The sequence below is a fragment of the Exiguobacterium sp. s63 genome (assembly GCF_018617335.1).
GTDB lineage: Bacteria > Bacillota > Bacilli > Exiguobacteriales > Exiguobacteriaceae > Exiguobacterium.
On record NZ_JACSKB010000003.1, the window covers coordinates 86,588 to 108,037 of the forward strand.

Here is a 21,450-nt window from a genome sequence, read left to right on the forward strand (position 1 = left end):
CTACAAAAAACCAATAAATAGGAGGTAATATAGTACCTCCTATTTATAATCTGTTTTATTTAGCCCATCAACGCACACACCGCATTCGAATACGCTACCGGATCTTCAATCGGTAACCCTTCAATGAGGAGGGCTTGTTGATACAAGAGGTCTGTATACTGTTTCGCTTTCGCTTCATCTTCTTTATACACACGTTGGAGTGTCTGGAAGATGGCGTGGTCAGCGTTCACTTCGAGTACCTTCTCCGCTTTCATACCACCACCGTTTGGCATCGCGTTCAAAATCTTCTCCATCTCAATCGAGACATCACCCGCGACCGTCAAGCAGACCGGATGTGATTTGAGGCGTGTCGAGGCACGCACTTCTTTGACGCGGTCCCCGAGTTCTTCTTTCATGAAGGCGAATAGGTCTTGGTTGTCTTCGTTGAGCGATTTCGCTTCCGCGTCATCGAGACCGAGGTCGCCGCTCGCAATCGATTTAAACTCTTTGTCGTCGTACGACTGAAGCATCTTGATCGCGAACTCGTCAATCTCTTCTGTGAAGTAGAGGATCTCGTATCCTTCTTCTTTTAATCGTTCTGCTTGTGGCAAGAGGTCGATGCGATGAATCGATTCGCCTGTCGCATAGTAGATATACTTCTGATCTTCTTTCATCCGCTCGACGTACTCTTTGAGCGAGACGAGTTTCTTCTCATGAGAAGAATGGAACAGAATCAAGTCTTTCAATTCGTCTTTGGCTGCGCCGAACTGGTCGTACACGCCGAACTTCAATTGGCGACCGAACGACTCGTAGAACTTCTCGTAGTCCTCCCGCTCGTTTTGGAGCATCTTCTCGAGCATGCCTTTGATTTTCGATTTCACGTTCTTCGCAATCACGCGAAGCTGGCGGTCCTGCTGCAACATTTCACGGGAAATGTTGAGAGAGAGGTCTTCTGAGTCGACCATCCCTTTAACAAAGCCGAAGTAGTCCGGCAAGAGGTCGGGTGACTTCTCCATGATCAACACGCCGTTCGAGTAGAGCTCGAGCCCTTTCTCAAATTCTTTCGTGTAGTAATCGAATGGAACCGTTGACGGGATATAGAGGATTGATTGATAACGAATCGTCCCGTCGACGTTCAAGTGAAGGTGCTTGAGTGGCTCATCAAAGCCGTAGCGTTTCTCGTGATAGAACGCTTTGTAATCTTCGTCAGTCAACTCGCTCTTCCGCTTCCGCCAAATCGGCACCATGCTGTTGACGGTCTCTTCTTCCTTGTAGTCCTCATACTCTTCTGAATCCTCTTTTTGACGATGTTTCGTCACATCGAGTTTGATTGGATAACGGATGAAGTCCGAATGTTTCTTGATGAGCGAGCGAATCTCATACTCTTCAAGGAATGACGAATACGCATCGTCTTCTGTGTCTGCCTTCAAGTGGAGCGTGATTTCTGTACCGATGTCCGCTTTGTCTGTCGGTTCAATCGAATAGCCGTCTGTGCCTTCTGACTCCCATACGTATCCTTGTTCACTGTCAATCGAGCGAGTCCGCACGGTCACACGGTCAGCGACCATGAACGCGGAATAGAACCCGACCCCGAATTGACCGATGAGGCTATGGTCTTCTTCCATCTTCGTTGCCTGTTTCATGGCGAGTGAACCGCTTTTTGCAATAATTCCGAGGTTCGTTTCAAGCTCTTCTTCTGTCATCCCGATGCCCGTGTCGCGAATCGTGATTGTCCGTGCTTCTTTGTCGAGTTCAATTTTGATGAAGTAATCGTCTTTGTTGAACTCGATGCCCTCGTCGGAGAGGGCGCGATAATACATCTTATCGATGGCGTCACTTGCGTTCGAGATGAGCTCGCGCAAGAAGATGTCCTTATGTGTATAAATTGAGTGGACCATCAACTCTAAAATTCGTTTCGATTCCGTTTGAAACTGTTTCTTTGTCATGATCGTTCTCCCTTTTTCGTCTGTATTTTGGCACTCTCGTATAAAGAGTGCTAACACTATTGATTATCCTAATTTTTAGGAAGATGTCAACCGAGATTGAAGAAAAGATTGACGAGGACGCAGGTTTCACATATAGTTGAGTACATGCGATGAGCTGGTCTATGTAAGACGGCGGACATTCCCTTGAGGAGCACGTTGTGGAGCGTGGTCCGTCGCGGTAGACTTTCGAGAGCACCTCTAGTGAGAGGTGCTCATTTTTTATGTATACAACTAGCCTCCCTTCAAGCGAAGGGAGGCTTTTCTTATGCTCGAATGGACGTGAGGAGTATCTCTCGTCGTGAGACCGATTATGTCGCATCACTTCGACCAGAATAAAAAACAAGCCTAGACGCGCGTCTAGGCTTGTTTTAGTACCATTCTTTCGGTTCGTAATTCAATTCGCGGAACAGTTGCTCCCGCTCTTTTTTCGAAAGGTCGCGCCATTGTCCAGGCGGGAGTTTTCCGAGCGTGATGTTCATGACACGCACACGTTGGAGGCGGAACACTTCGTAGCCGAGCGCCTCACACATCCGACGGATTTGACGGTTGAGTCCTTGCGTGAGCGTGATGTTGAAGTCGAACTTCGAGAGCTGACGGACTTTACACGGTAGCGTCTTCTGTCCAAGGATTTTGACGCCAGCTTCCATCTGCTCGACGAACTCTGGTGTGATCGGCTTATCGACCGAGACGATGTATTCTTTCTCGTGCTCGCCTTCTGCACGGAGAATCTCGTTGACGATATCACCGTCGTTCGTCATCAAGATGAGACCTTCCGAGTCTTTATCGAGACGACCGATGTTGAAGATGCGGAGTGGGTGGTTGACCATGTCGACCAAGTTCCCTTTTACTTTCTTCTCTGTCGTACTCGTGATCCCGACCGGCTTATGGACGGCGATGTAGACGTTGTTTCGTGCGACCCGAGCGACCGAACCGTTGACGAGGACTTCATCGCCCGGTTTGACCTGGTCGCCGATTTTTGCTTTCTTCCCGTTGATGGTGACGCGTCCCTCTTCGACGAGACGGTCGGCTTGGCGACGGGACGCCTTGCCTGATTCACTGATAAATTTATTGATGCGCATGTGTACACGTCCTTTGTTTGGCTTCGTCCTCTCACTATAACGCATTTTATAAACTCTCGAAAGCGGGAAACGAACGGGAGAGGAGGGATGACATGGAGGCAGTACGATTGTTACAAGACGCGATCCGATTTCAGCAGGAACTGTGTGATACACCGTTCGGGAAAGAACTGATTCCGGAGGCGTCGCCTGTCCTTTGGTACGGTCGACCTGGTCCGAATCAATGGCTGACCATCGGGACGAATCCGTCTCGCGGCGAGTTTTTACATCGTGACGGGACACCGAGAACGGGGCAAACCCAAAAGTTCTATTGGCGGGAAACGCTCTCGATTGAAGATTACCTTGAAAATGAAGAGGCGCTGCAACAAACGCTCGAACGGGCATCGGCCTATTTCGAGTCGGGTCGCGCGACGACGAGCTGGTTCGGGAAACCGGGTGGTGCCAAACTCGAGGCACTCCTTAACGGGATGGGGCGTTCGTTTTATGATTACCCAGCCGCTGTCATCCACGTCGATTTTTTCAAGTTTGCGACGTATGAACAGATGGGGAAGATGAGGACGGGGCGCGACTGGATGGAACACCCGACCTCAATTGAATTATTGGAACGGACGATTGCGTATATCAATCCGAGCCGTATCATCGTACTCGGGCGCGACAATTGTCGTGCCTTTAGCGGTTTTTCAAGAATCGGAAGACTGTCTGCGTATCCTGCCATCACCTATGAAATCGGACGTCATGAATCGGGTATCCCGATGATTTGCCTCCACATAAAGCCGTCAGAAGTGTTCGTCGGGCTCGGGAATGGTCGTGATTCAAACGGGCTACATTACGGGTCATACGCGAAACGCAAGCACCTGTTAAAAATCGGGCAAGCGATTGAAACGATTATGGACGATTGGCTGGCGGATGGACACGCGTGATGCTACCCCAAAAGTTGAATTCGTTGAAGTCGATGTAGCGCACGTCTTTCGAACGGTTGTCGAGCACGGCCAACAAGATGACGTCAGGAAACCCTCGTTTTTCAAACTGCAAGTAGCCGACTCCCGTGACAGAATGATTTTTATAGAAGCCGTTCGCCATGTTCAACACAAACGGGCGACCTGCTTTCAGCTCACGCTCAAACGTCGTCCATTTCCATAGATAGCGTGAACTGCCTCGACCGTCATACCCGTATCGTTTCCACAGTTTCGTGATGATGGTGGCGATTTGAGTCGGCGGTGTCCCTTTCTCGTCTTTGAAATGATGCTTGAAGGCAATCTCGCGCACATCTTCTTGGATCTGTGTCACATCATCTGGGATGTTCGTATACCCATGATCTCGATAGAAACGGAAGATGGCAGTGATGGACGTCAACGTACAGTTGTTCTTCCCGTTCTCGAACTGACGTTGGAGCAAGACGGGCACGCCTTCAATCTGTACAGAGCGCTTTAATGTCCAGCGTCCGTGATAACGATCGTTCACATAAGCTTCTGGGTCGATGATTCCGGCATAGCCGTTGTTCGCGACCTCGAGTTGTCCTGCAAATGGGTGCTCCATCTCGGTCTCCCTCCTTTTCTTTTAGTATACAAAGGACGCCCCATCTCATAAAAGAGAAAGGGCGTCGTTTTCGTTAAAAGACAAGATGCGCGATTCCGACGATGATCGGAAGGGTGATGAATGTACGTAACAAGAAAATCAAGACGAGGTCGAAGAATGAAATCGGTAGTTTTGAACCGAGCAACAAGCCCCCGACTTCTGACATATAGATGAGCTGGGTAACCGACAATGTAGCGATGACAAAACGAGTCAATTCACTCTCGATGTCGCTTCCGAGTACGGCCGGCAAGAACATATCGGCGAAACCGACGACCATCGTCTGAGCGGCTTCCGATGCTTCAGGAACTTGAAGGAGCATCAAGATCGGCTCGAACGGTTTCCCGAGAATGGTGAAGAACGGCGTATATTCTGCGATGACGACCGCAATCGTCCCGACGGCCATGACGACAGGAAGAACACCAATCCACATATCGAGCACGTTCTTGAAGCCGTCCTTGAGTGTCTCTAAAAAACTTTTACTCGTACGTGACTTTTGTAGCGCCTGAATTAACGCCCACTTACCGAGTGACACGTTCGCCGGCACCTCTTCTTCCGGTTTGAGCTCGGTCTTCTCATAAGCCGTATCTGCCTTTTTGGACAATGGATAAATCCGTGGCATGATGAGCGCTGCGGCCAAGCCGGAGAGGACGATGGCGCCGTAGTACGGCAAGAAGTATTGGTCGAGTTTTACATACTGTAAGACGACGATGGTGAAGGTGATGGAGACGACGGAGAATGTCGTCGCAATGATCGACGCTTCCCGTTTCGTGTAATAGCCTTCCTCGTACTGTTTTGTCGTCAGCAGGATCCCAATCGTCGCATCTCCGACCCATGAAGCGAGCGAGTCAAGTGAGGCGCGCCCCGGCAAGCGGAAGAGCGGACGCATGATCTTCATCAAGAACGTCCCGACGAACTCGAGAAGTCCGAAGTTCAATAAGAGCGGTAACAACATACCGGCAAAAAAGAATGTCGCGAATAAGATTGGAATCAAGTTAAAGAGCAATAAGCCCCCTGTAAATTCTGACGTAATCATTTCTGGTCCGAGTGTGAGTAGCGTCATGACCCCGGCAATGAAACCGATCACGCGCATGACGAACCAAAACGGTGTCACGCTAAACAGTGCGTTGATGGATGAGCGCTCCATCATAAAAGCAGGACGTGCCGTAAAGAGTAATAATGAGCCGACAATCGAAATCCCCATCATGATGACGGCGAGTGTCGGGACGTAATCCCCAATCCAGTCAATCAATAGATTGGATAAGAAGGCGACCGGAATCGTGAAGCCTTCTTCTGATGAGATGGGCACGATGAAAAACATGATCCCGATGAGTGATGGAATCAAGAACTTGAAAAAGTCTCGACTCGAAAAAGAAGGTTTCTTTCCGTCTGGTGTTGATAAACCATTCATGATGCATTCCCCATTTCCCCGAAGTGTTTGTGCTGTCTATGTATCCCCATTACACATCCAGCTGTTCTTGAAACGTATTTCTTTTCTAGTATAAAAAACGGGACCTGATGCTATCAACAACATGCGTAAATTTTCTGAAAAATATAGGGTTATACACTAGGCAAAACATTCGTATTCCGTTGAAGCATTTAGTATGATGACGGCGAGTCCAACAAATTCAAGATATTTAGAAACTTCATTATAGAGATAGGAGAATGCATGATGAGATTGAGTGTGTTAGACCAGGCGCCGGTCACGTCAGGTCATACAGGAGAACATGCGCTGAACAGCGCGGTCGAGCTCGCACAAGTCGCAGAAGAGTTAGGATATTACCGCATGTGGATGGCGGAGCACCATGGTGGCATGTCGTTCGCCAGTTCGGCTCCTGAAGTCATCACGGCGTACTTGGCGGCCAAAACGAACAAGATTCGCCTCGGATCCGGCGGCATCATGATGATGCACTACTCGCCGCTCAAAATGGCGGAAGTATTCAAGACGCTCAGTGCGCTTGCCCCAGGACGGATCGACTTTGGGGTCGGACGCGCGCCAGGCGGTGATGCGAATGCGATCTATGCGATGTCACAAGGGCAAAAGCCGATGATGGACGGGCTTTACGAGAAACTCGATACGACGCTTCAATTGATCAAAGATGAAGCACCTGAAGAGAGATGGTATAAGAACACGCCAGCAGCACCGACAGGCGTTACGCTTCCGGAAGCATGGTTACTCGGTTCGAGTGGGAACAGCGCCGTGCAAGCCGGACGAATGGGGCTCGGCTATTCGTTTGCTCAATTTTTTAATGGTGAACTAAGTGCCGATACGCTCGACACGTACCGTCGTCATTTCACGCCGTCTGATTTTATGGAGAAACCGGACATCAGCGTCACGTATTTGGTCACGACGGCAGAGACGGAAGAAGAAGCGGAATATTTGGCTCGACCTTCTGATTTGTCACGGCTCTTCTTGATGCGTGGTCAATTGAGACAATTGTTGAGTCCGGAAGCGGCCCACGACTATCCGCTCACGGAGGTCGATAAAATTCACATCGCCAACAACCGAGCCATTCACCTCGTGGGGACACCAAAACAAATCGCGGAACAGTTACGAGATGAATCGGAGCGTTACGGTTTCGATGAGGCGATGATTTGTAGCATCCAGCATAAGCAAAAAGATCGCTTGAACGTCTATCGTCTCTTGGCGAACGAATTGCTTTAACCCTGAGAACACCTTCTCAAGTACGAGAAGGTGTTTTTTCTATAAGAGAAAAACGTTTCCCCATTTTTTCAAAGGTTTTCTCCATCATTAGGGCGAAACCAACTACACTATAAGAAAAAGGGACAGGTGGAGGGATACGATGCAACGGATGAAAGGCGACCCATATTATCTATTCGAGCTGTTCACACGCTTGTATCGGATGGTATTTCTAATGGAAGTGACAGAGGAAGGCTATCGCTACGTGAGTGTGAGCGAGCAGGGGAAAGTGGCCTCTTCGCTTCCGAGTGATGTAGAAGGCCGTTATTTACATGAGATGTATCGCTCGGAAGTGGCTGATGAACTCATCGAGCATTATGATGTAGTTGCCGAAACGGGGGAACCGGTCTATTTCATGTCGCAAATGAACATCGACTCCAATACGGCCCGCTTCGCCTCCTCGATGCTCGTGCCGATCGAGGATGAGACTGGTCTTGTTCGTTACGTACTCAGTTTGACGACAGATTTGTCAGAGGAAGCGGAGATTAAACTATTGCGAAGCATCGAGCATATCGACTATTTGACGGGTATGCCGAACCTGATGAAAGTCAAATTAGAACTTGATCAATTGTTCGAACAAAAGAGCACAGAAGAGACGAGCGTGATGCGGCTTCACATCAATCGTTTCAAGATGATGATGTCACTCCAAGGAGTAGAACGCTCCAATCAATTGATCAAAGACATTACGCGTCAATTGGCGAATACGCTTCCGAAAGGTTCGATCATCGGTCGGGTAGACGGTGAGGACTTTATCGCCGTGTTGCCCCACGTCCCCATTCAGACGGCGTATATGTATGCCGAGCATCTGCTCGACGTGATTGCCAGTCACTCTTATCAGGTGGCAGATGCGGAATTTCCATTATCGAGTTGTATCGGAATCGGTGCCGGCACGACGGATGCTGACCGCATCATCATGAACGCTTCGACCGCTCTATTAGAAGCACGTCAGACAGGAAATCAAACGATTCGTTTATATGAACATGACGAGTATGTGCAACGCTACATCGATGAAGTGATGATTGAAGCAGAGTTAGTAAAAGCACTAAAACAAAATGAGTTATACATGGTGTATCAACCGAAAGTATCGATGGACGGTTCGATTCATTTTGAGGCACTCATTCGTTGGGAAAGTCCGGTTCTCGGATTCGTCTCTCCAGAAACATTCATTCGCGTGGCCGAGCAATCTTTACTAATCGAAGACGTGACACGGTTCGTCATGAACCGAGTATGTCAGGACGTGTCTTCACATCCTGAACAATTTGAAGGTCGTCGTGTGGCTGTGAACGTGTCACCGAACTTATTCCATGAACATCATATGAATGAGTTGGTATCCATTATTTCCTCTTACTTCCTTCGACCGGAGCAATTTGAGTTTGAGGTGACCGAACACACCTTGATGCATGAACCGGTCGCAGCCATCAAAACGGTCGAGTCGTTAAAGCAGCAAGGATTCCGATTGTTAATTGATGACTTTGGGGTGAGCTACTCTTCTTTGAATTACTTGAAGCTCTTCGAAATCGATGGGATTAAAATCGATCGCTCGTTTGTGGCACAACTTGACCAGGAAAGTGGGCTCAAAGAGTATGAAATCGTCAAACTGATTGTCTCACTCGCCAAAAAATTAGAGTTAGACGTGACGGCCGAAGGGGTTGAGACGGAAGAGCAATATCGGATTTTACGTCAACTTGGCTGTGATGAGATTCAAGGGTATTTCTTCAGTCGTCCAATGACCCTTGATGATTTAGATGGCGCGCTTGAACTCTTGTATTCCCACCAGACGATGTTGGCAAGAATCGAACAACCGTCCCAGATGCTGAATCCTTCTTTGGATGCACATGAGATGCAACGACTTAAAGCCATATTACGACTGGAGATTTTAAATACGCCCCAAGAGGAACGATTTGATCGCATCTCCCGGTTGATCGCGCAAACTTTTCAGATGCCGGTCGCTTTCATCTCCATCATGACGACGGACCAACAATGGTTTAAATCGTGTGTCGGTATCGACCTCGAATCGGCTCACTTGAAGCGAGAGTGGACGCTATGTAATCGGGTCGTCACATCGGAACGTCCGGTCGTGATTGAGGATGTCGCAGCAGAAGCGATTGAAAGTGATAGTCCATGGCTCGGACGAATTGGATTTTATGCAGGTGTGCCGCTACGGACGAAACAAGGTCATGTCATCGGGACACTCTGTGTAGTGGATGGCCAGGCGAGAACGTTTACCGAAGAGAACCTGCGAACGCTAGAAACGTTCACACATTGGGTGATGACAGAAATTGAACATACCGAATCCGCTCGACGACAAATGAATCGTCAGCAAACGATAGAGGCGTTGTATGAAGCGACAGCACTTCGTATGCCGTTCAAGGATCAATTGGCACGCGTTCAAGAAATTCTATTGGACTGGATTGGTTATTCACATGCGGTCATCTTTTCGATTGAACCACCGCACCGTCTACTTGTTGGGAACGGGGTATCTCACCTGAACTGGGAAGAGGAAAATCTGCGCGCGCTTCATCAATTGACAACGGTCGGATCGCAAACGTTGCAAGAAGGGGAACTGATTGTGGATGGAGTCGAGTTCACGACGATGGTTAGTTTCCCATTGACACATAAACATCAAGTATATGGCTGGATTGTTTTACTAGCGGAGCAAGGCAATTTAAATGATCAATTGGACGGGGACACGCTTCAAGAGTTGAGTGATACGGTACGATTGCTCGCAAGATGGTTAGAGAACGGGATTCGAAAAGAGCGTAAGCAACGTGAAATGATTCGCATCGCAACACAAGATCCATTGACGAAATTATGTAACCGTCACACGCTGATGACAGACTTATTTAAGCAGACGCAACGCTCGAATACACTCACATTGATGTTAGTTGATATCGATGATTTTAAGCGGATTAACGATCAATATGGTTACTTGATTGGCGATGAATTATTAATTGAACTCGCTCAACGATTAAGCGGGTTCGTGGAGACATTTGGAGGTCAGGTGTACCGCTACTCTGCCGATGAATATATGATCGTGCAAGCGGGCAAACCGTCGGGTGTGCATGAAATGAATGATGTAATTTCCCGGGAAATAGTTGCGTCAAACGGAGAAGTTGTCCATCTCACGGCAAGTGTGGGGGTGAGTACGGCGCAACCGATTGAAAAGGTGGATTCGATTCTTCAACAAGCGGATGCGGCGATGTATATTGCAAAGAACAATGGGGGAAATCAGTGGTTTCAGTATGATGGATATTCAGATAAGGAGATTTGAAGATGGGGAAATTATGGCTAATTGAAGGATTACCGGGAAGTGGGAAATCTACGTTTGCCGAGATGCTACAAGATAAACGTAATGGTAAATTTTATTCGGAAGTGGATGCGTCACACCCGGTAGATGTGCATGATGTCTATTGGGTCGAGGAGAAACCGTCAACTGGTCGCATTCTCGATGAAATCGAGGGGGGATGGCTCGTCCGTTATGATGATGGCGAAGAACGTGTCGGAACGGACGTCTACGAGCTACCTTTCGCCCTTCACGCACGAATCATGTGCGAACGCTGGCGACGGTATGTTCAAAAGGTAGAGGGGGAAGAACAGGACGTCATCTTTGAATGTGCGTTGCTCCAAAATCCTTTCACGATTGGAATGGTTTCTCAAGACGTTCCGTTAGCGGATATGGAAGCATACGTCCAAGAGATCGCGGACATCCTAAAACCGATTGATCCGATGGTCGTTTATTTGGCGTTGAATGACGTCGCACGCATTTTTCCAATCATATATGATGAACGACCGATGGAATGGCAAGGTGGCTTTGTCGAGTATTATACGAGCGGTGCCTATGGTGTGAACCATAGGCGTGAGGGGGTAGCCGGAACGATTGAGATTTTAGTGGAACGTCAGCGTCGTGAGCTCGAACTACTGGAACGACTCCCGCTTCACCACGTTCAGATTCAAAACGATGAGCGACGTTCATTCGAAGAATTAACGAATATATTGGAAGAGGAGTCTGTTCGTTCATGCAAACCTTGATTAAACATTCGGATCGTTTTTGGTATATGACACCGGTCGACCGCACAGACCGACCGATTCTCGGTGCGGTTGTCGGCGATACGCTTACCCTACTCATTGACGCGGGTAATTCCGTGTCGCACGCATCATTCTTTTTAGAACAGCTAGAGAAACAAGGCCTCCGCGCGCCTTCGATGGTCGCATTGACGCATTGGCATTGGGACCATATCTTTGGTTTACCTGCGCTTGCAGGGATGGTTTCTATTGCAAGTGAGGCAACAAAACAAGGGATGGAGAAACTCATTCCGTATGCTTGGGATGATGCTTCTCTCGATGAACGGGTGGAGAAAAGGATTGAAATCGAGTTTTGTGCCCAGGCGATCCGAGAAGAGTATGGAGATACGCGCGATATCAAAATCGTGTTGCCCACGCTAACGTTTCAAGAGTCGCTGACGCTCGACCTTGGTGGCGTTCACGTCGTGTTACAGCATGTAGGAGGAGACCATGCAAAAGATGCGGTTGTCCTGTATGTCGTAGAAGAGCGGGTTCTATTTTTAGGAGACGCGTTATACGCGGACATCTATTCTCCGACACGGCGAATGACTCCGGAAGAAACCCTTCGGTTGTTGGATCTATTGGAGGCGTTTGATGCCCAACAGATTGTCTGGTCACACGGTGAGATGGTGAGTCGTGAAGCGTTCGCAGAAGATTGTCTGGCATTAAGAAGAATCGCCACCATTTCTAGAGATTTCCCGGGAAATGGTGATAAAATCACGCAATCATACGCTTCGCTCGTCAATCGTGAGATCAACGATGAAGAGGAGGAATTGATTTCGTTTTTTGTGAATGGGACGGTGAGGAAATGACACATATCATCAAAAGAATTCACGAGGAGAACGAGTCGTTCCAACAGTTTTTAACTGGAAAGCTGCGCGATTATAACAATGTCCACTCGACACATCATCGTGACATTCGCAAGGCGCACGTGCCGACTATTCAGTTGAAAGTCGAGCAAGAAGGACGAATGATCGCCGGCTTGTATGGGAGCGTGTATTGGGGATGGTTCGATTTAGACCGCCTTTGGGTCGATGCAGACTTTCATGGTCAAGGCATCGGTAGTCAATTGCTTCGAGAAGGGGAGGCGTTAGCGAAGTCGCTCGGTGCAACGCGTGTGAAGCTGACGACGTTCTCATTTCAAGCGAAACCTTTTTATGAGCGATTCGGCTATACAGTCGCAGGAGTGTTGCCGGACTATCCACCGGGGTCAGATTATTACATGATGATGAAGGAACTATAAAAGGCGACACGAGGTCGCCTTTTAATATACTTTATCCCCATTGAAGATTGAGTTTTTCACCATGACATAGTCTACGGTGCGCAATGCCTCGAGACTGTCGCCACCCGCGTAAGAAATCGCCGACTGGAGGTCTTGCTCCATCTCGGTCAATGTATCTTGCAATGCCCCTTTGTGTTCGACAAACATCTTTTTCCCCTCGACGTTTTTCCGCTCACCTTTTTGGAACTCGGATGCTGAGCCGAAATACTCTTTCAGTTGCTTTCCGTCTTGCTCGAACGTTTCCCCCGGTGATTCATCGTGTCCGGCGAACAATGAACCAATCATGACCATTGAAGCGCCGAAACGAATCGATTTGGCGATGTCACCATGAGTACGGATGCCCCCATCCGCGATGATTGGTTTTGTCGCTGCTTTGGCACACCATCGAAGTGCCGCCAATTGCCAACCCCCTGTACCAAATCCAGTTTTGATTTTCGTGATACACACCTTACCAGGACCGATTCCGACCTTCGTCGCATCCGCTCCGGCATGCTCCAATTCACGAACGGCCTCTGGTGTCCCGACGTTCCCCGCGATGACGAATGACCCAGGAAGATGGTGTTTGATATGCTGAATCATGCGAATGACCGCATTCGAGTGTCCATGTGCGATATCGATGGTGATGAATTCTGGTGTATGTCCGGTTGACTGAAGCATCTCGATAAATCCATACTCATCCTCTTTCACCCCAACGCTGATTGAGGCATAGAGACCTTTCTCATGCATATCTTGGATAAACGCAAGGCGCGTCTCTGGATTGAAGCGATGCATGATGTAAAAATACCCGTTCTTAGCCAGCATCAATGCGACCTTTTCATCGATAATCGTCTGCATGTTAGCCGGAACGACCGGTAAGCGGAACGTGAAGCCCCCGAGCTCGACGGTCGGGTCACATTCCGAACGACTGTCGACAATACATTTTGCAGGAATTAATTGAATATCTTCATAATCAAATACTTTATCCATATATCGCACCCCTATTCGCGAACATTAATAGATTGAACAATAGAAAAACTTCGCCCATTCGGTAATATAACGTGAATGAAGGCTAAAGTCAAAGGGAAACTTCAGAAAAATAACCTAAAAATGAATAAAGTTGAATTTAACACTCATTAATGTTCGGATTTAGACTCGATATAATGTTTCACGTGAAAAAAGGACTACTTATACGTAGTCCTTTGCGAGTGCATATTGATTTCGTCCGCCTGCTTTTGCTTCATATAGAGCGAGGTCGGCACGTTTTAATAACTGCTTAGTCGATAGTCCTTTGACATATCGCGCACCACCGACACTTGACGTCGTGATGAACGTATGATGATCAATCTCCCATGGTCGCTGGAGTGCTTGAATAATTTTCTCTGCAACGCGGTGCAAGGCTGTTGGGTCGGTAAAGCGAATGAGGACGGCAAATTCATCACCGCCTAGTCTGGCAATCATATCTTGTTTTCGAAGCACCGAAGTCAATCGGCGCGCAAGTTGTCGTAAGAGTTCGTCGCCCGCGTCGTGACCGAACGTATCATTGATTTGTTTGAAACGATCGACATCAAGGGCGAGAACGGCCAACTCTTCCTGTTCGAATTCGGTTCGATCAATCGCCTCTTCGAGATAGGCGAGGAAGAAGCGACGATTCGGTAAGTCGGTCAATGTATCATGATACGCCAAATGCTTTAGTTGTTTCTCGAGCGCTTTTCGCTGCATGATTTCCCGACTAACCGTCAAGTAGTGGAGCAGGTGTCCAGACTCATCGTAAATGGCCTGTATTTTCGTTTCGAGCCAAATCCAGCGCTGGTCGGCATGGAAATGGCGGAACTCGAGTGTCAAGGAAACATCTCGTTCTTTCAATTCTTTTAACTGTTCACGCACGACATGGATGTCATCAGGGTGTATGTAATCAAGCGTGTTCTTCCCTTCATAATACCCAGCTGCAAAACCGAGAACGGAGCGATGAGATGGAGATGCGTAACGAACAACTCCTCCCTGTTCTAAAATACAGACGAGGTCGCTCATGTTTTCTGTGATCAATCGATACTGCAACTCACTTTGTCTCAAGGCTTGTTCCATTTCACGCTTTTCGGTGACATCTCGCAAAATCGTTAGGACGGCCGTTTCACCCTCGTAGTCGATGAGGAGACTGCTAATATCCATCTGAAGATGGTCGCCACTTGGTGTCACGATGACCATCTCTGTATCTTGAACAGGACCGCCGAGTTCGAGAGAGGCGATTCGTTTTCTGGCAGACTGATGGTATTCCTCCGCGATAAAGGAAAAAATCGATTCACTCTCTAGATAGGTTTCGCCAATTGTGGCGAGTGCCATCGCGTTCGCATATAAAATATTCCCTTCCTGGTGGACGATGATGCCTTCTGGAATCGTTTCAATCAATTGACGGTAGCGACGTTCACTTTCGACCGTGGCACGTTCAGCATTCTTTTCTGGTGTCAAATCGATGATGATCGCGAATAAACCAGTAATGTTTCCACCGACCTCGATTGGGATATTGAGAACGGACAAGTCGAGTCGTTCACCGGATGGATGTTCGGCGTATACGGAATATTTGTGTGGAATGCCTGAAAGGGTGAACTGCAATCCTTTTCGAACACGAGATCGTTCACTCTCCGGGAGCCAGTGAAGGAACGGTTGATGAAGAATTTCCTTTTCGGCATATCCTGTGATGGCCGTAACGGCCGGGTTAACTGATTTAATGTTCAAGTGATGGTCGAGAACAAAGATACCGTGTGGAGAATATCGTCGTAGCGACTCGTGATGATCTTTCAAGATGGACAGTTCGAGTTCGCGACGCTTCCGTTCTGTCACTTCACGTACGACAGAGACGATATGTGTACAGATTCCGTCATCATTAAAAATCGGTGTTACTTCTGACTCGAAATAATGAAGCGGAAGCGTCAATACATCGTCTGCCTCCACGGTATCTGTATAAAAAGAGTCGGCAAGGCGATAATCTTCGTAAACGACACTCTTTTTTGTTCGAATGGCTTCATCGTAATGTTGCGTAATAAGAGCGGCGGTTTCAGTCGGAACCAATTCATCGATGGTTTTTCCGATATCCGCATCCGACCAGTTGATTGCTCGTTTGCCTGGTTCATTTACGAAGACATACCGATACGCTGATCCATCGACTTCCATAAAGAACACATAGTCTGAAATTTTATCGAACGTCCGTAACAAAATCGATGCATTGTATTGAAGTGTTTGGTCAGCGTTCATCTCGTCTCCCTCATTTCGATCATTCTATTTTTTACACGTCATTTTTATCTTACCGCATCATTCGACCAAATGTGTGAACTTTCAAAAAAAGACGGGATGTACGTACATCCCGTCAAGCAGCTTCGTTTAATTGTTTTTGTTCGTTTCGTCCGCTCATCACATAATACAAGAAAATGGTAAACAGTACGACGCCAGAAAGAATCAAGTAAAGTGTCGAGAATCCAGTCAATGGAATCAATAATCCAATAAAGTAGGGGCCGAATCCTAGACCAGCATCGAGTGCGATAAAGAAGGTCGACGTGGCCATCCCCATTCGATGAGGGGGAGAGGCCTTGACGGCGATTGCCTGAGTGCCAGATTGGATATTCCCGAAACCTAATCCAATCAACGCCCCTGCGAGTAAAAGCATCAAACCACTAGTTGCCTGGCTAAGCACAAGAAGTCCGACGGCAAAGATCGCGATTGCTGGATACATGACGACGTTCGCCCCGCGCGCATCCATCAACTTCCCTGTAACCGGGCGCGATAACAGAACGGCGACTGAATAGACGAGGAAAAAGATACTTGCCGCCTCAATCAAGTCGAGTTCGCTCGCATAAAAGTTGATATAGGATAAGACGCTCGAATAACTTAATGCAGCCATACCGATAATCAGAGCAATCGGTAACGCTTTTGGCTCAACGAACGATTTCAAAGAGAAACCGCGAACGACTTCTGGCGCATCGACTTCCGGTACGTTGACGAAGAACGTACTCGCCAAGCTGACGACCCCTATCACGAAACAGAGAGCGAAAATCACAGTAAAACTTGTATGTTGGCTAAGAAGTAATCCGACGAATGGCCCGATGGCTGTCGCCAGAGTAGAACTCATACTATAATACCCGATTCCTTCACCTTTTCGTGTCGCAGGAATAACTTGCGCAACGATGGTTCCCGTTGCCGTACTCGATAATCCCATCCCGAGTCCATGTACGAATCGAGTGAATAGTAAGAAACCGACGCCCCAATGGACGAAGTAAAGTAGAATAGTGGCGGTGAAAAAGACAAGTCCGATATAAAGCGTCTTCTTCCGACCGATCGAGTCGATCAGTCGACCGATGAATAGGCGCCCGGTCAGCGTTCCGATGATGAAAATACCAGTGACGAGTCCTGCCTGACTTGTTGTCGCCCCGTACGACTCGACAGCATGCACTCCGATGGTCACCATCAATAAGAAGAAGATGAGCGTCAGGAAAAAGTTGATGAGCGAGATGATCAAGAAGTCTCTCGTCCATAGTTTTTGAATAGGTTGTTGCATCGAACACGACGCCTCCTTTTCTCTTCAAATTCGAATAGTTAACAAACATAACTAAATGAGTATACCAAATCGGAGGGAGAATTGTCCGAGATGACGCATTAAACGAATCGAATTCGTCAGAATCAAAAACACTCGACCCAAAATATGAGTCGAGTGAAGTCATCAAGCGCGATCCCAGAAACGGGCAGTCGCAATTCCATCGATGAACGCATCAAATCCATTGAGATTGTGCTCATCAAACGTGAAGACGCCAGGCTGGTCTGTCTTCACGCGGCATGTGGAGAGTGCCTCTTTATGGTGTACGTGTAGAGCGAGCGGTTTATAGTGCTTATACGTGTTCTCGATAAATTCGAGTACGTCATCTTCGACCGAGGTTGCGGCACTCACTAAGAACGCGGCATCGAAGAGGCTCGAGTCGACCGTGTCGTACGTCTCTTTCACTTTCAAGTCACCAAGCATATACGCTTTCTTGCCGACGAGGCTATAGTTGACGTTGTGGTCGGCGAGCGTCTGCACCCACTGTTTGACCTGATTCGCATCCACGTCACCGGCAAGGAGAAGGGCGACGCTCTTCGTATCAGGCTTTTTGATCGTGTTCGCCATCGAGAGGGCAGGGGACGCCTTATCTGATTGGACCTCATTGTTCTCGTCTGGCACGGTTACCCCCAAGTTGTCGGCGACGACTTCAGCGAGATGACGATCGATGCGGTTCAATAAATCGACGGCGTTCTCTTTCACCATGTCGGACTCACATTTTCCGAGCTCAAAACTGCAAGCATCTTGGATATGTTGCTTCTCGACATCGGTCATGCTGTTATAGAAGAGCTTCGCTTGTGAATAGAAATCAAGGAAGCTGTCACTACGTCCCCGAATCTTATGTCCATCGATTTTCTCTTGATAGTGCTCAAACCCACCTTGGTCGGCTGGTACAGGTTCCGGCTGGTTATGGTTGAGCGCATTTTTGTGGTAGCTCGTCTGACCTTTGTGGACGGCCATCTGATGCATCCCGTCCCGCTGATTGTTGTGGAACGGACAAACGGGCTTGTTGATTGGGATCTGGTGGAAGTTTGGTCCGCCGAGACGCGAAAGCTGCGTGTCCGTATACGAGAAGAGACGACCTTGCAAGAGCGGATCGTTCGAGAAGTCGATTCCTGGGACGAGATGACCCGGATGGAAGGCGACTTGTTCGGTTTCTGCAAAGAAGTTGTCGACGTTCCGGTTGAGTGTCATCTTCCCGACGAGTTTCACTGGAATCTCTTCTTCCGGCCACAGTTTGGTCGGGTCTAAAATGTCGAAGTCATACTTGAACTCATCTTCTTCTGGGATCAGCTGCAGGCCGAGCTCCCACTCGGGGTAGTCACCTTTATTGATTGCTTCATAGAGGTCGACGCGGTGGAAGTCAGCGTTTTTCCCGACTGCTTTTTGGGCTTCGTCCCATACTTGTGAATGAACCCCGAGCTTCGGTTTCCAATGAAACTTGACGAAATGTGCCTTTCCTTCCGCATTCACGAGACGGAACGTATGCACCCCGAACCCTTCCATCATGCGTAGACTACGTGGAATCCCGCGGTCGCTCATCGCCCACATGACCATATGGGCCGTTTCATGGTTTTGTCCGACGAAATCCCAGAACGTATCGTGCGCGCTTCCCCCTTGCGGCACCTCCGTATGTGGTTCAGGCTTCACGGCATGGACGAGGTCGGGGAACTTGATGGCATCTTGAATAAAGAATACTGGGATGTTGTTTCCGACTAAATCGTAGTTCCCTTCGTCTGTGTAGAACTTCGTCGCAAAACCACGAACGTCACGGACCGTATCCGCGGATCCGCGTGAGCCTTGAACGGTCGAGAAACGGACAAATACGGGTGTTGTCTTCGAAGGGTCGTTCAAGAAGTCCGCTTTTGTGATTTCGGCGAGCGGTTCATACACCTGGAACTCTCCATGTGCTCCTACGCCGCGCGCATGGACGATTCGCTCTGGAATCCGCTCGTGGTCGAAGTGGGTCATCTTCTCACGGAAATGGAAGTCCTCGATCAATGTCGGACCACGACGTCCTGCTTTCAGCGAGAATTCGTCTTCTGCCATCTTCAGACCTTGGTTCGTCGTCAAGCCAGCTTGTTGTTCGTTATCAATCGTATGTTGTTTTAACTGCTCTTCTTTCTTGTTCCCCATGTGATTGCCTCCCTTAAGTATGACTGACCGTCGTAAGTCACCGTTTGACCTACTGTATCGGTGTTCCCTAACGCCACTAAAAAAATCCCTCTTTTTCAAAAAAGAGAGATTTCACACAAACATTTATAATGCGGCCCACACATGCTGTTTCAATACGATTTGTTGCACCACTTTAGGGTCGAGTTCGTACTCTGTGGAAATGACGCGTGTCACTTTCGCATTCACGTCGGGGTCGTCAGGATTCTGCTTTGTATATTGGTCTTGCCATGATCTCCAAATCTGAATCTCTGAATCGGTCAATTTGCTCGTCCATTCTTTTTCCCGCAGTTGCCAACCGAACGTCATGTCGTTGGTTTGGCCGGGTTCCACCCAGTCCGCAAGCGCATAGTCGCCTTCCGGAGCGAATACGGCTTCACCGAGTGGAGGATCCGTCCCGACATAGGCAGCATCATCATAAAAACGTAATAAGGCGGCCTGGAACTGATCAGACTGTCGGACGTCATCGATGATATCATGACTAATCGATTGTAGTTCATCGGTACTTGGTTCGTTATGCACCACGATATCATACTCATATCGAATGACACCGTCTTCTTCAATGGGTGTACGTTCTTCAATCGTATATATTTCCTCGGAAATAGAAGTGTGTTCAGACTTCAATTGCGTTGTAGGGGACGATTCCTGTGGCCAAAACCAAATGACACAGCCAAGCGGGACAAGGAATACGGCGAGACGACGTAATCGGTATACCCCTTTTGATTTTCTCTTTTTCTTCAATCCAAAAGCACTCCTTCAATTATGTAACACCCCCAATGTGTCGGGGGTTACGTTCGATCTAGACGAACGAGGTCCGCATCGGGATGCGACTGACCACGAACGAGGGCACTCAAAATATGAGAGCCGAGCATACTATACACCGTTCCATTTCCCCCATATCCGAGCAAATAAAACAAGTTCGGTCGATTCGGGTGCTCCCCGATGAACGGGAGTTGGTCCACCGATTCTCCAAACAAGGCGACCCAGGCATAATCGACTTCTAAGTCATACATCGGGAACAGTTCGGCGATTTTTTCTTTCACCCGTTCCGCCCGGTTGTTCATGAGCGCCTCGTCGTGCGGTGTCTCTGCCTTGTCTTCGTCAAGCCCGCCTGCGATAATTCGTCCATCCGGAGTCGTGCGCAAATAGAGATACGGTCGTTTCGTCTCCCAAATGAGCGCTCGACCTTCCCATTCACTAAACTCGGCAATCGGATTCGTTGCGATGGCGTATGACCGATTCAAGTCGATCCGATGGGAATCAAGTAGGGGAGCAGGCCCATAACCTGTCGCAAAGATGACTTTCTTCGTCTTGAATGTCCCATTCGAGGTGAAGACGAGCCATCCGTCACCATCGGCCACGACCTCATCCACCGCCGTTTCTTCAAAAATTGGGACGTTCTGTTTTGATAAATGGCGGATGATTTGACGGCTGAGCGTGAGCGGGTTGACCTCGGCATCGCCTTTTGTGATGAGGGCCGCCGGTTTTTCGAATGGGAAACGTTCGCGTAACGCTTCACGGTCCAACCACTCTACGTCAAAACCGTGTTTAGACAGCATCTCATACTCACGTTTCAATTTGGCAACATCAGTCTCTTCACTCGCAAAACAAAGACTGTCCCGTCGAATATATATATCGGATGCATCGACATCTTTTGCCACCTGTTCGAGTGATTCGACCGCATCGAGACATAATTGATAGAAGCGTACCGCCGCATCTTCGCCGATTTTTTCTACGAGTTCATGTAACATGATGTCATTTGAATATTGAATTAAACCCGTATTGGCCGACGTGCTGCCTGTCCCGACTTTTCGTCCATCAAGCACCGCGAAATCGACCCCATCCTGATGTAGTGTATATGCCGTCAACGTTCCGGACATACCGGCTCCGATGACGAGTACGTCGTAATGCTCTTTTTTGTCAGGTCTCTCTAACACGACGTCATCTGATTCAGTCGTTGGCCAATACAAGTCTCCGTTATACAATTCCATCGGTCTCATCCTCCATGATTCAGTATCTTCCTCTCTATCCCCGCTTCAAGAGAGGTAAAACCAAAAAAACCG

Annotated in this window: 16 protein-coding genes; 6 read left to right on the forward strand and 10 right to left on the reverse strand. The window is 48.4% G+C overall.

What is annotated here, in order from left to right; translation table 11 throughout:
- Positions 1 to 59: 59 nt before the first annotated feature.
- Together htpG and rluF are read right to left on the reverse strand one after the other, a co-directional pair.
- Positions 60 to 1,925 (reverse strand): molecular chaperone HtpG, encoded by a 1,866-nt coding sequence (gene htpG, locus KNO90_RS10885; protein WP_215113586.1) that lies wholly within the window; start codon positions 1,923 to 1,925, stop codon positions 60 to 62.
- Between the two features lie 407 nt (positions 1,926 to 2,332).
- Positions 2,333 to 3,043, reverse strand: coding sequence for a 23S rRNA pseudouridine(2604) synthase RluF (gene rluF / locus KNO90_RS10890; protein WP_215113587.1), 711 nt, complete (start codon positions 3,041 to 3,043; stop codon positions 2,333 to 2,335).
- A gap of 92 nt (positions 3,044 to 3,135) precedes the next feature.
- Here rluF and KNO90_RS10895 point away from each other — a divergent pair, with 92 nt between their 5' ends.
- Entirely contained in the window at positions 3,136 to 3,960 is an 825-nt protein-coding gene (locus KNO90_RS10895) for a hypothetical protein (protein WP_215113588.1), read from the forward strand.
- Here the strand turns inward: KNO90_RS10895 and KNO90_RS10900 are convergent.
- Positions 3,926 to 4,576: a C39 family peptidase gene (locus KNO90_RS10900; protein WP_215113589.1), complete on the reverse strand. Its 651-nt coding sequence runs from the start codon at positions 4,574 to 4,576 to the stop codon at positions 3,926 to 3,928. The genes KNO90_RS10895 and KNO90_RS10900 overlap by 35 nt on opposite strands.
- Before the next feature lie 73 nt (positions 4,577 to 4,649).
- Positions 4,650 to 6,023: a YjiH family protein gene (locus KNO90_RS10905; RefSeq protein ID WP_215113590.1), complete on the reverse strand. Its 1,374-nt coding sequence runs from the start codon at positions 6,021 to 6,023 to the stop codon at positions 4,650 to 4,652.
- Positions 6,024 to 6,284: 261 nt separating this feature from the next.
- Here KNO90_RS10905 and KNO90_RS10910 point away from each other — a divergent pair, with 261 nt between their 5' ends.
- From KNO90_RS10910 to KNO90_RS10930, 5 genes are all read left to right on the forward strand, one after another.
- On the forward strand, positions 6,285 to 7,277 hold the full coding sequence (locus KNO90_RS10910) for an LLM class flavin-dependent oxidoreductase (protein WP_215113591.1): 993 nt from the start codon (positions 6,285 to 6,287) through the stop codon (positions 7,275 to 7,277).
- Positions 7,278 to 7,416: 139 nt separating this feature from the next.
- Positions 7,417 to 10,584, forward strand: a complete 3,168-nt coding sequence (locus KNO90_RS10915; RefSeq protein WP_215113592.1) for an EAL domain-containing protein — start codon at positions 7,417 to 7,419, stop codon at positions 10,582 to 10,584.
- Positions 10,585 to 10,586: 2 nt separating this feature from the next.
- On the forward strand, positions 10,587 to 11,342 hold the full coding sequence (locus KNO90_RS10920) for a P-loop NTPase family protein (RefSeq protein WP_214742500.1): 756 nt from the start codon (positions 10,587 to 10,589) through the stop codon (positions 11,340 to 11,342).
- On the forward strand, positions 11,330 to 12,187 hold the full coding sequence (locus KNO90_RS10925; protein ID WP_215113593.1) for an MBL fold metallo-hydrolase: 858 nt from the start codon (positions 11,330 to 11,332) through the stop codon (positions 12,185 to 12,187). The genes KNO90_RS10920 and KNO90_RS10925 overlap by 13 nt, the downstream gene beginning before the upstream one ends.
- Complete coding sequence (locus tag KNO90_RS10930) at positions 12,184 to 12,618, forward strand: GNAT family N-acetyltransferase (RefSeq protein WP_214742502.1); 435 nt, start codon at positions 12,184 to 12,186, stop codon at positions 12,616 to 12,618. Before KNO90_RS10925 ends, KNO90_RS10930 begins: the two co-directional genes overlap by 4 nt.
- A gap of 21 nt (positions 12,619 to 12,639) precedes the next feature.
- Here the strand turns inward: KNO90_RS10930 and guaC are convergent, their stop codons facing one another.
- From guaC to KNO90_RS10960, 6 genes are all read right to left on the reverse strand, one after another.
- Entirely contained in the window at positions 12,640 to 13,623 is a 984-nt protein-coding gene (gene guaC / locus KNO90_RS10935; protein WP_215113594.1) for a GMP reductase, read from the reverse strand.
- A 198-nt stretch (positions 13,624 to 13,821) separates the two neighbouring features.
- Positions 13,822 to 15,882: a PAS domain S-box protein gene (locus tag KNO90_RS10940; protein WP_215113595.1), complete on the reverse strand. Its 2,061-nt coding sequence runs from the start codon at positions 15,880 to 15,882 to the stop codon at positions 13,822 to 13,824.
- 112 nt (positions 15,883 to 15,994) lie between these two features.
- Positions 15,995 to 17,179, reverse strand: coding sequence for an MFS transporter (locus KNO90_RS10945; protein WP_214742505.1), 1,185 nt, complete (start codon positions 17,177 to 17,179; stop codon positions 15,995 to 15,997).
- A gap of 162 nt (positions 17,180 to 17,341) precedes the next feature.
- Positions 17,342 to 19,351, reverse strand: a complete 2,010-nt coding sequence (locus KNO90_RS10950) for a catalase (RefSeq protein WP_215113596.1) — start codon at positions 19,349 to 19,351, stop codon at positions 17,342 to 17,344.
- A gap of 123 nt (positions 19,352 to 19,474) precedes the next feature.
- Positions 19,475 to 20,128 carry a hypothetical protein gene (locus KNO90_RS10955; protein ID WP_214742507.1) on the reverse strand — a complete coding sequence of 218 codons (654 nt, stop codon included), beginning with the start codon at positions 20,126 to 20,128 and terminating at the stop codon, positions 19,475 to 19,477.
- 47 nt (positions 20,129 to 20,175) lie between these two features.
- On the reverse strand, positions 20,176 to 21,378 hold the full coding sequence (locus tag KNO90_RS10960) for an NAD(P)/FAD-dependent oxidoreductase (RefSeq protein ID WP_215113597.1): 1,203 nt from the start codon (positions 21,376 to 21,378) through the stop codon (positions 20,176 to 20,178).
- Between the last annotated feature and the right edge of the window lie 72 nt (positions 21,379 to 21,450).

Excerpts from the sequence above, each read along its gene's own strand:
- htpG (WP_215113586.1), bottom strand. The coding sequence starts at position 1,925 with ATGACAAAGAAACAGTTTCAAACGGAATCGAAACGAATTTTAGAGTTG.
- rluF (WP_215113587.1), bottom strand. The coding sequence starts at position 3,043 with ATGCGCATCAATAAATTTATCAGTGAATCAGGCAAGGCGTCCCGTCGC.
- KNO90_RS10895 (WP_215113588.1), top strand. The coding sequence starts at position 3,136 with ATGGAGGCAGTACGATTGTTACAAGACGCGATCCGATTTCAGCAGGAA.
- KNO90_RS10900 (WP_215113589.1), bottom strand. The coding sequence starts at position 4,576 with ATGGAGCACCCATTTGCAGGACAACTCGAGGTCGCGAACAACGGCTAT.
- KNO90_RS10905 (WP_215113590.1), bottom strand. The coding sequence starts at position 6,023 with ATGAATGGTTTATCAACACCAGACGGAAAGAAACCTTCTTTTTCGAGT.
- KNO90_RS10910 (WP_215113591.1), top strand. The coding sequence starts at position 6,285 with ATGAGATTGAGTGTGTTAGACCAGGCGCCGGTCACGTCAGGTCATACA.
- KNO90_RS10915 (WP_215113592.1), top strand. The coding sequence starts at position 7,417 with ATGCAACGGATGAAAGGCGACCCATATTATCTATTCGAGCTGTTCACA.
- KNO90_RS10920 (WP_214742500.1), top strand. The coding sequence starts at position 10,587 with ATGGGGAAATTATGGCTAATTGAAGGATTACCGGGAAGTGGGAAATCT.
- KNO90_RS10925 (WP_215113593.1), top strand. The coding sequence starts at position 11,330 with ATGCAAACCTTGATTAAACATTCGGATCGTTTTTGGTATATGACACCG.
- KNO90_RS10930 (WP_214742502.1), top strand. The coding sequence starts at position 12,184 with ATGACACATATCATCAAAAGAATTCACGAGGAGAACGAGTCGTTCCAA.
- guaC (WP_215113594.1), bottom strand. The coding sequence starts at position 13,623 with ATGGATAAAGTATTTGATTATGAAGATATTCAATTAATTCCTGCAAAA.
- KNO90_RS10940 (WP_215113595.1), bottom strand. The coding sequence starts at position 15,882 with ATGAACGCTGACCAAACACTTCAATACAATGCATCGATTTTGTTACGG.
- KNO90_RS10945 (WP_214742505.1), bottom strand. The coding sequence starts at position 17,179 with ATGCAACAACCTATTCAAAAACTATGGACGAGAGACTTCTTGATCATC.
- KNO90_RS10950 (WP_215113596.1), bottom strand. The coding sequence starts at position 19,351 with ATGGGGAACAAGAAAGAAGAGCAGTTAAAACAACATACGATTGATAAC.
- KNO90_RS10960 (WP_215113597.1), bottom strand. The coding sequence starts at position 21,378 with ATGGAATTGTATAACGGAGACTTGTATTGGCCAACGACTGAATCAGAT.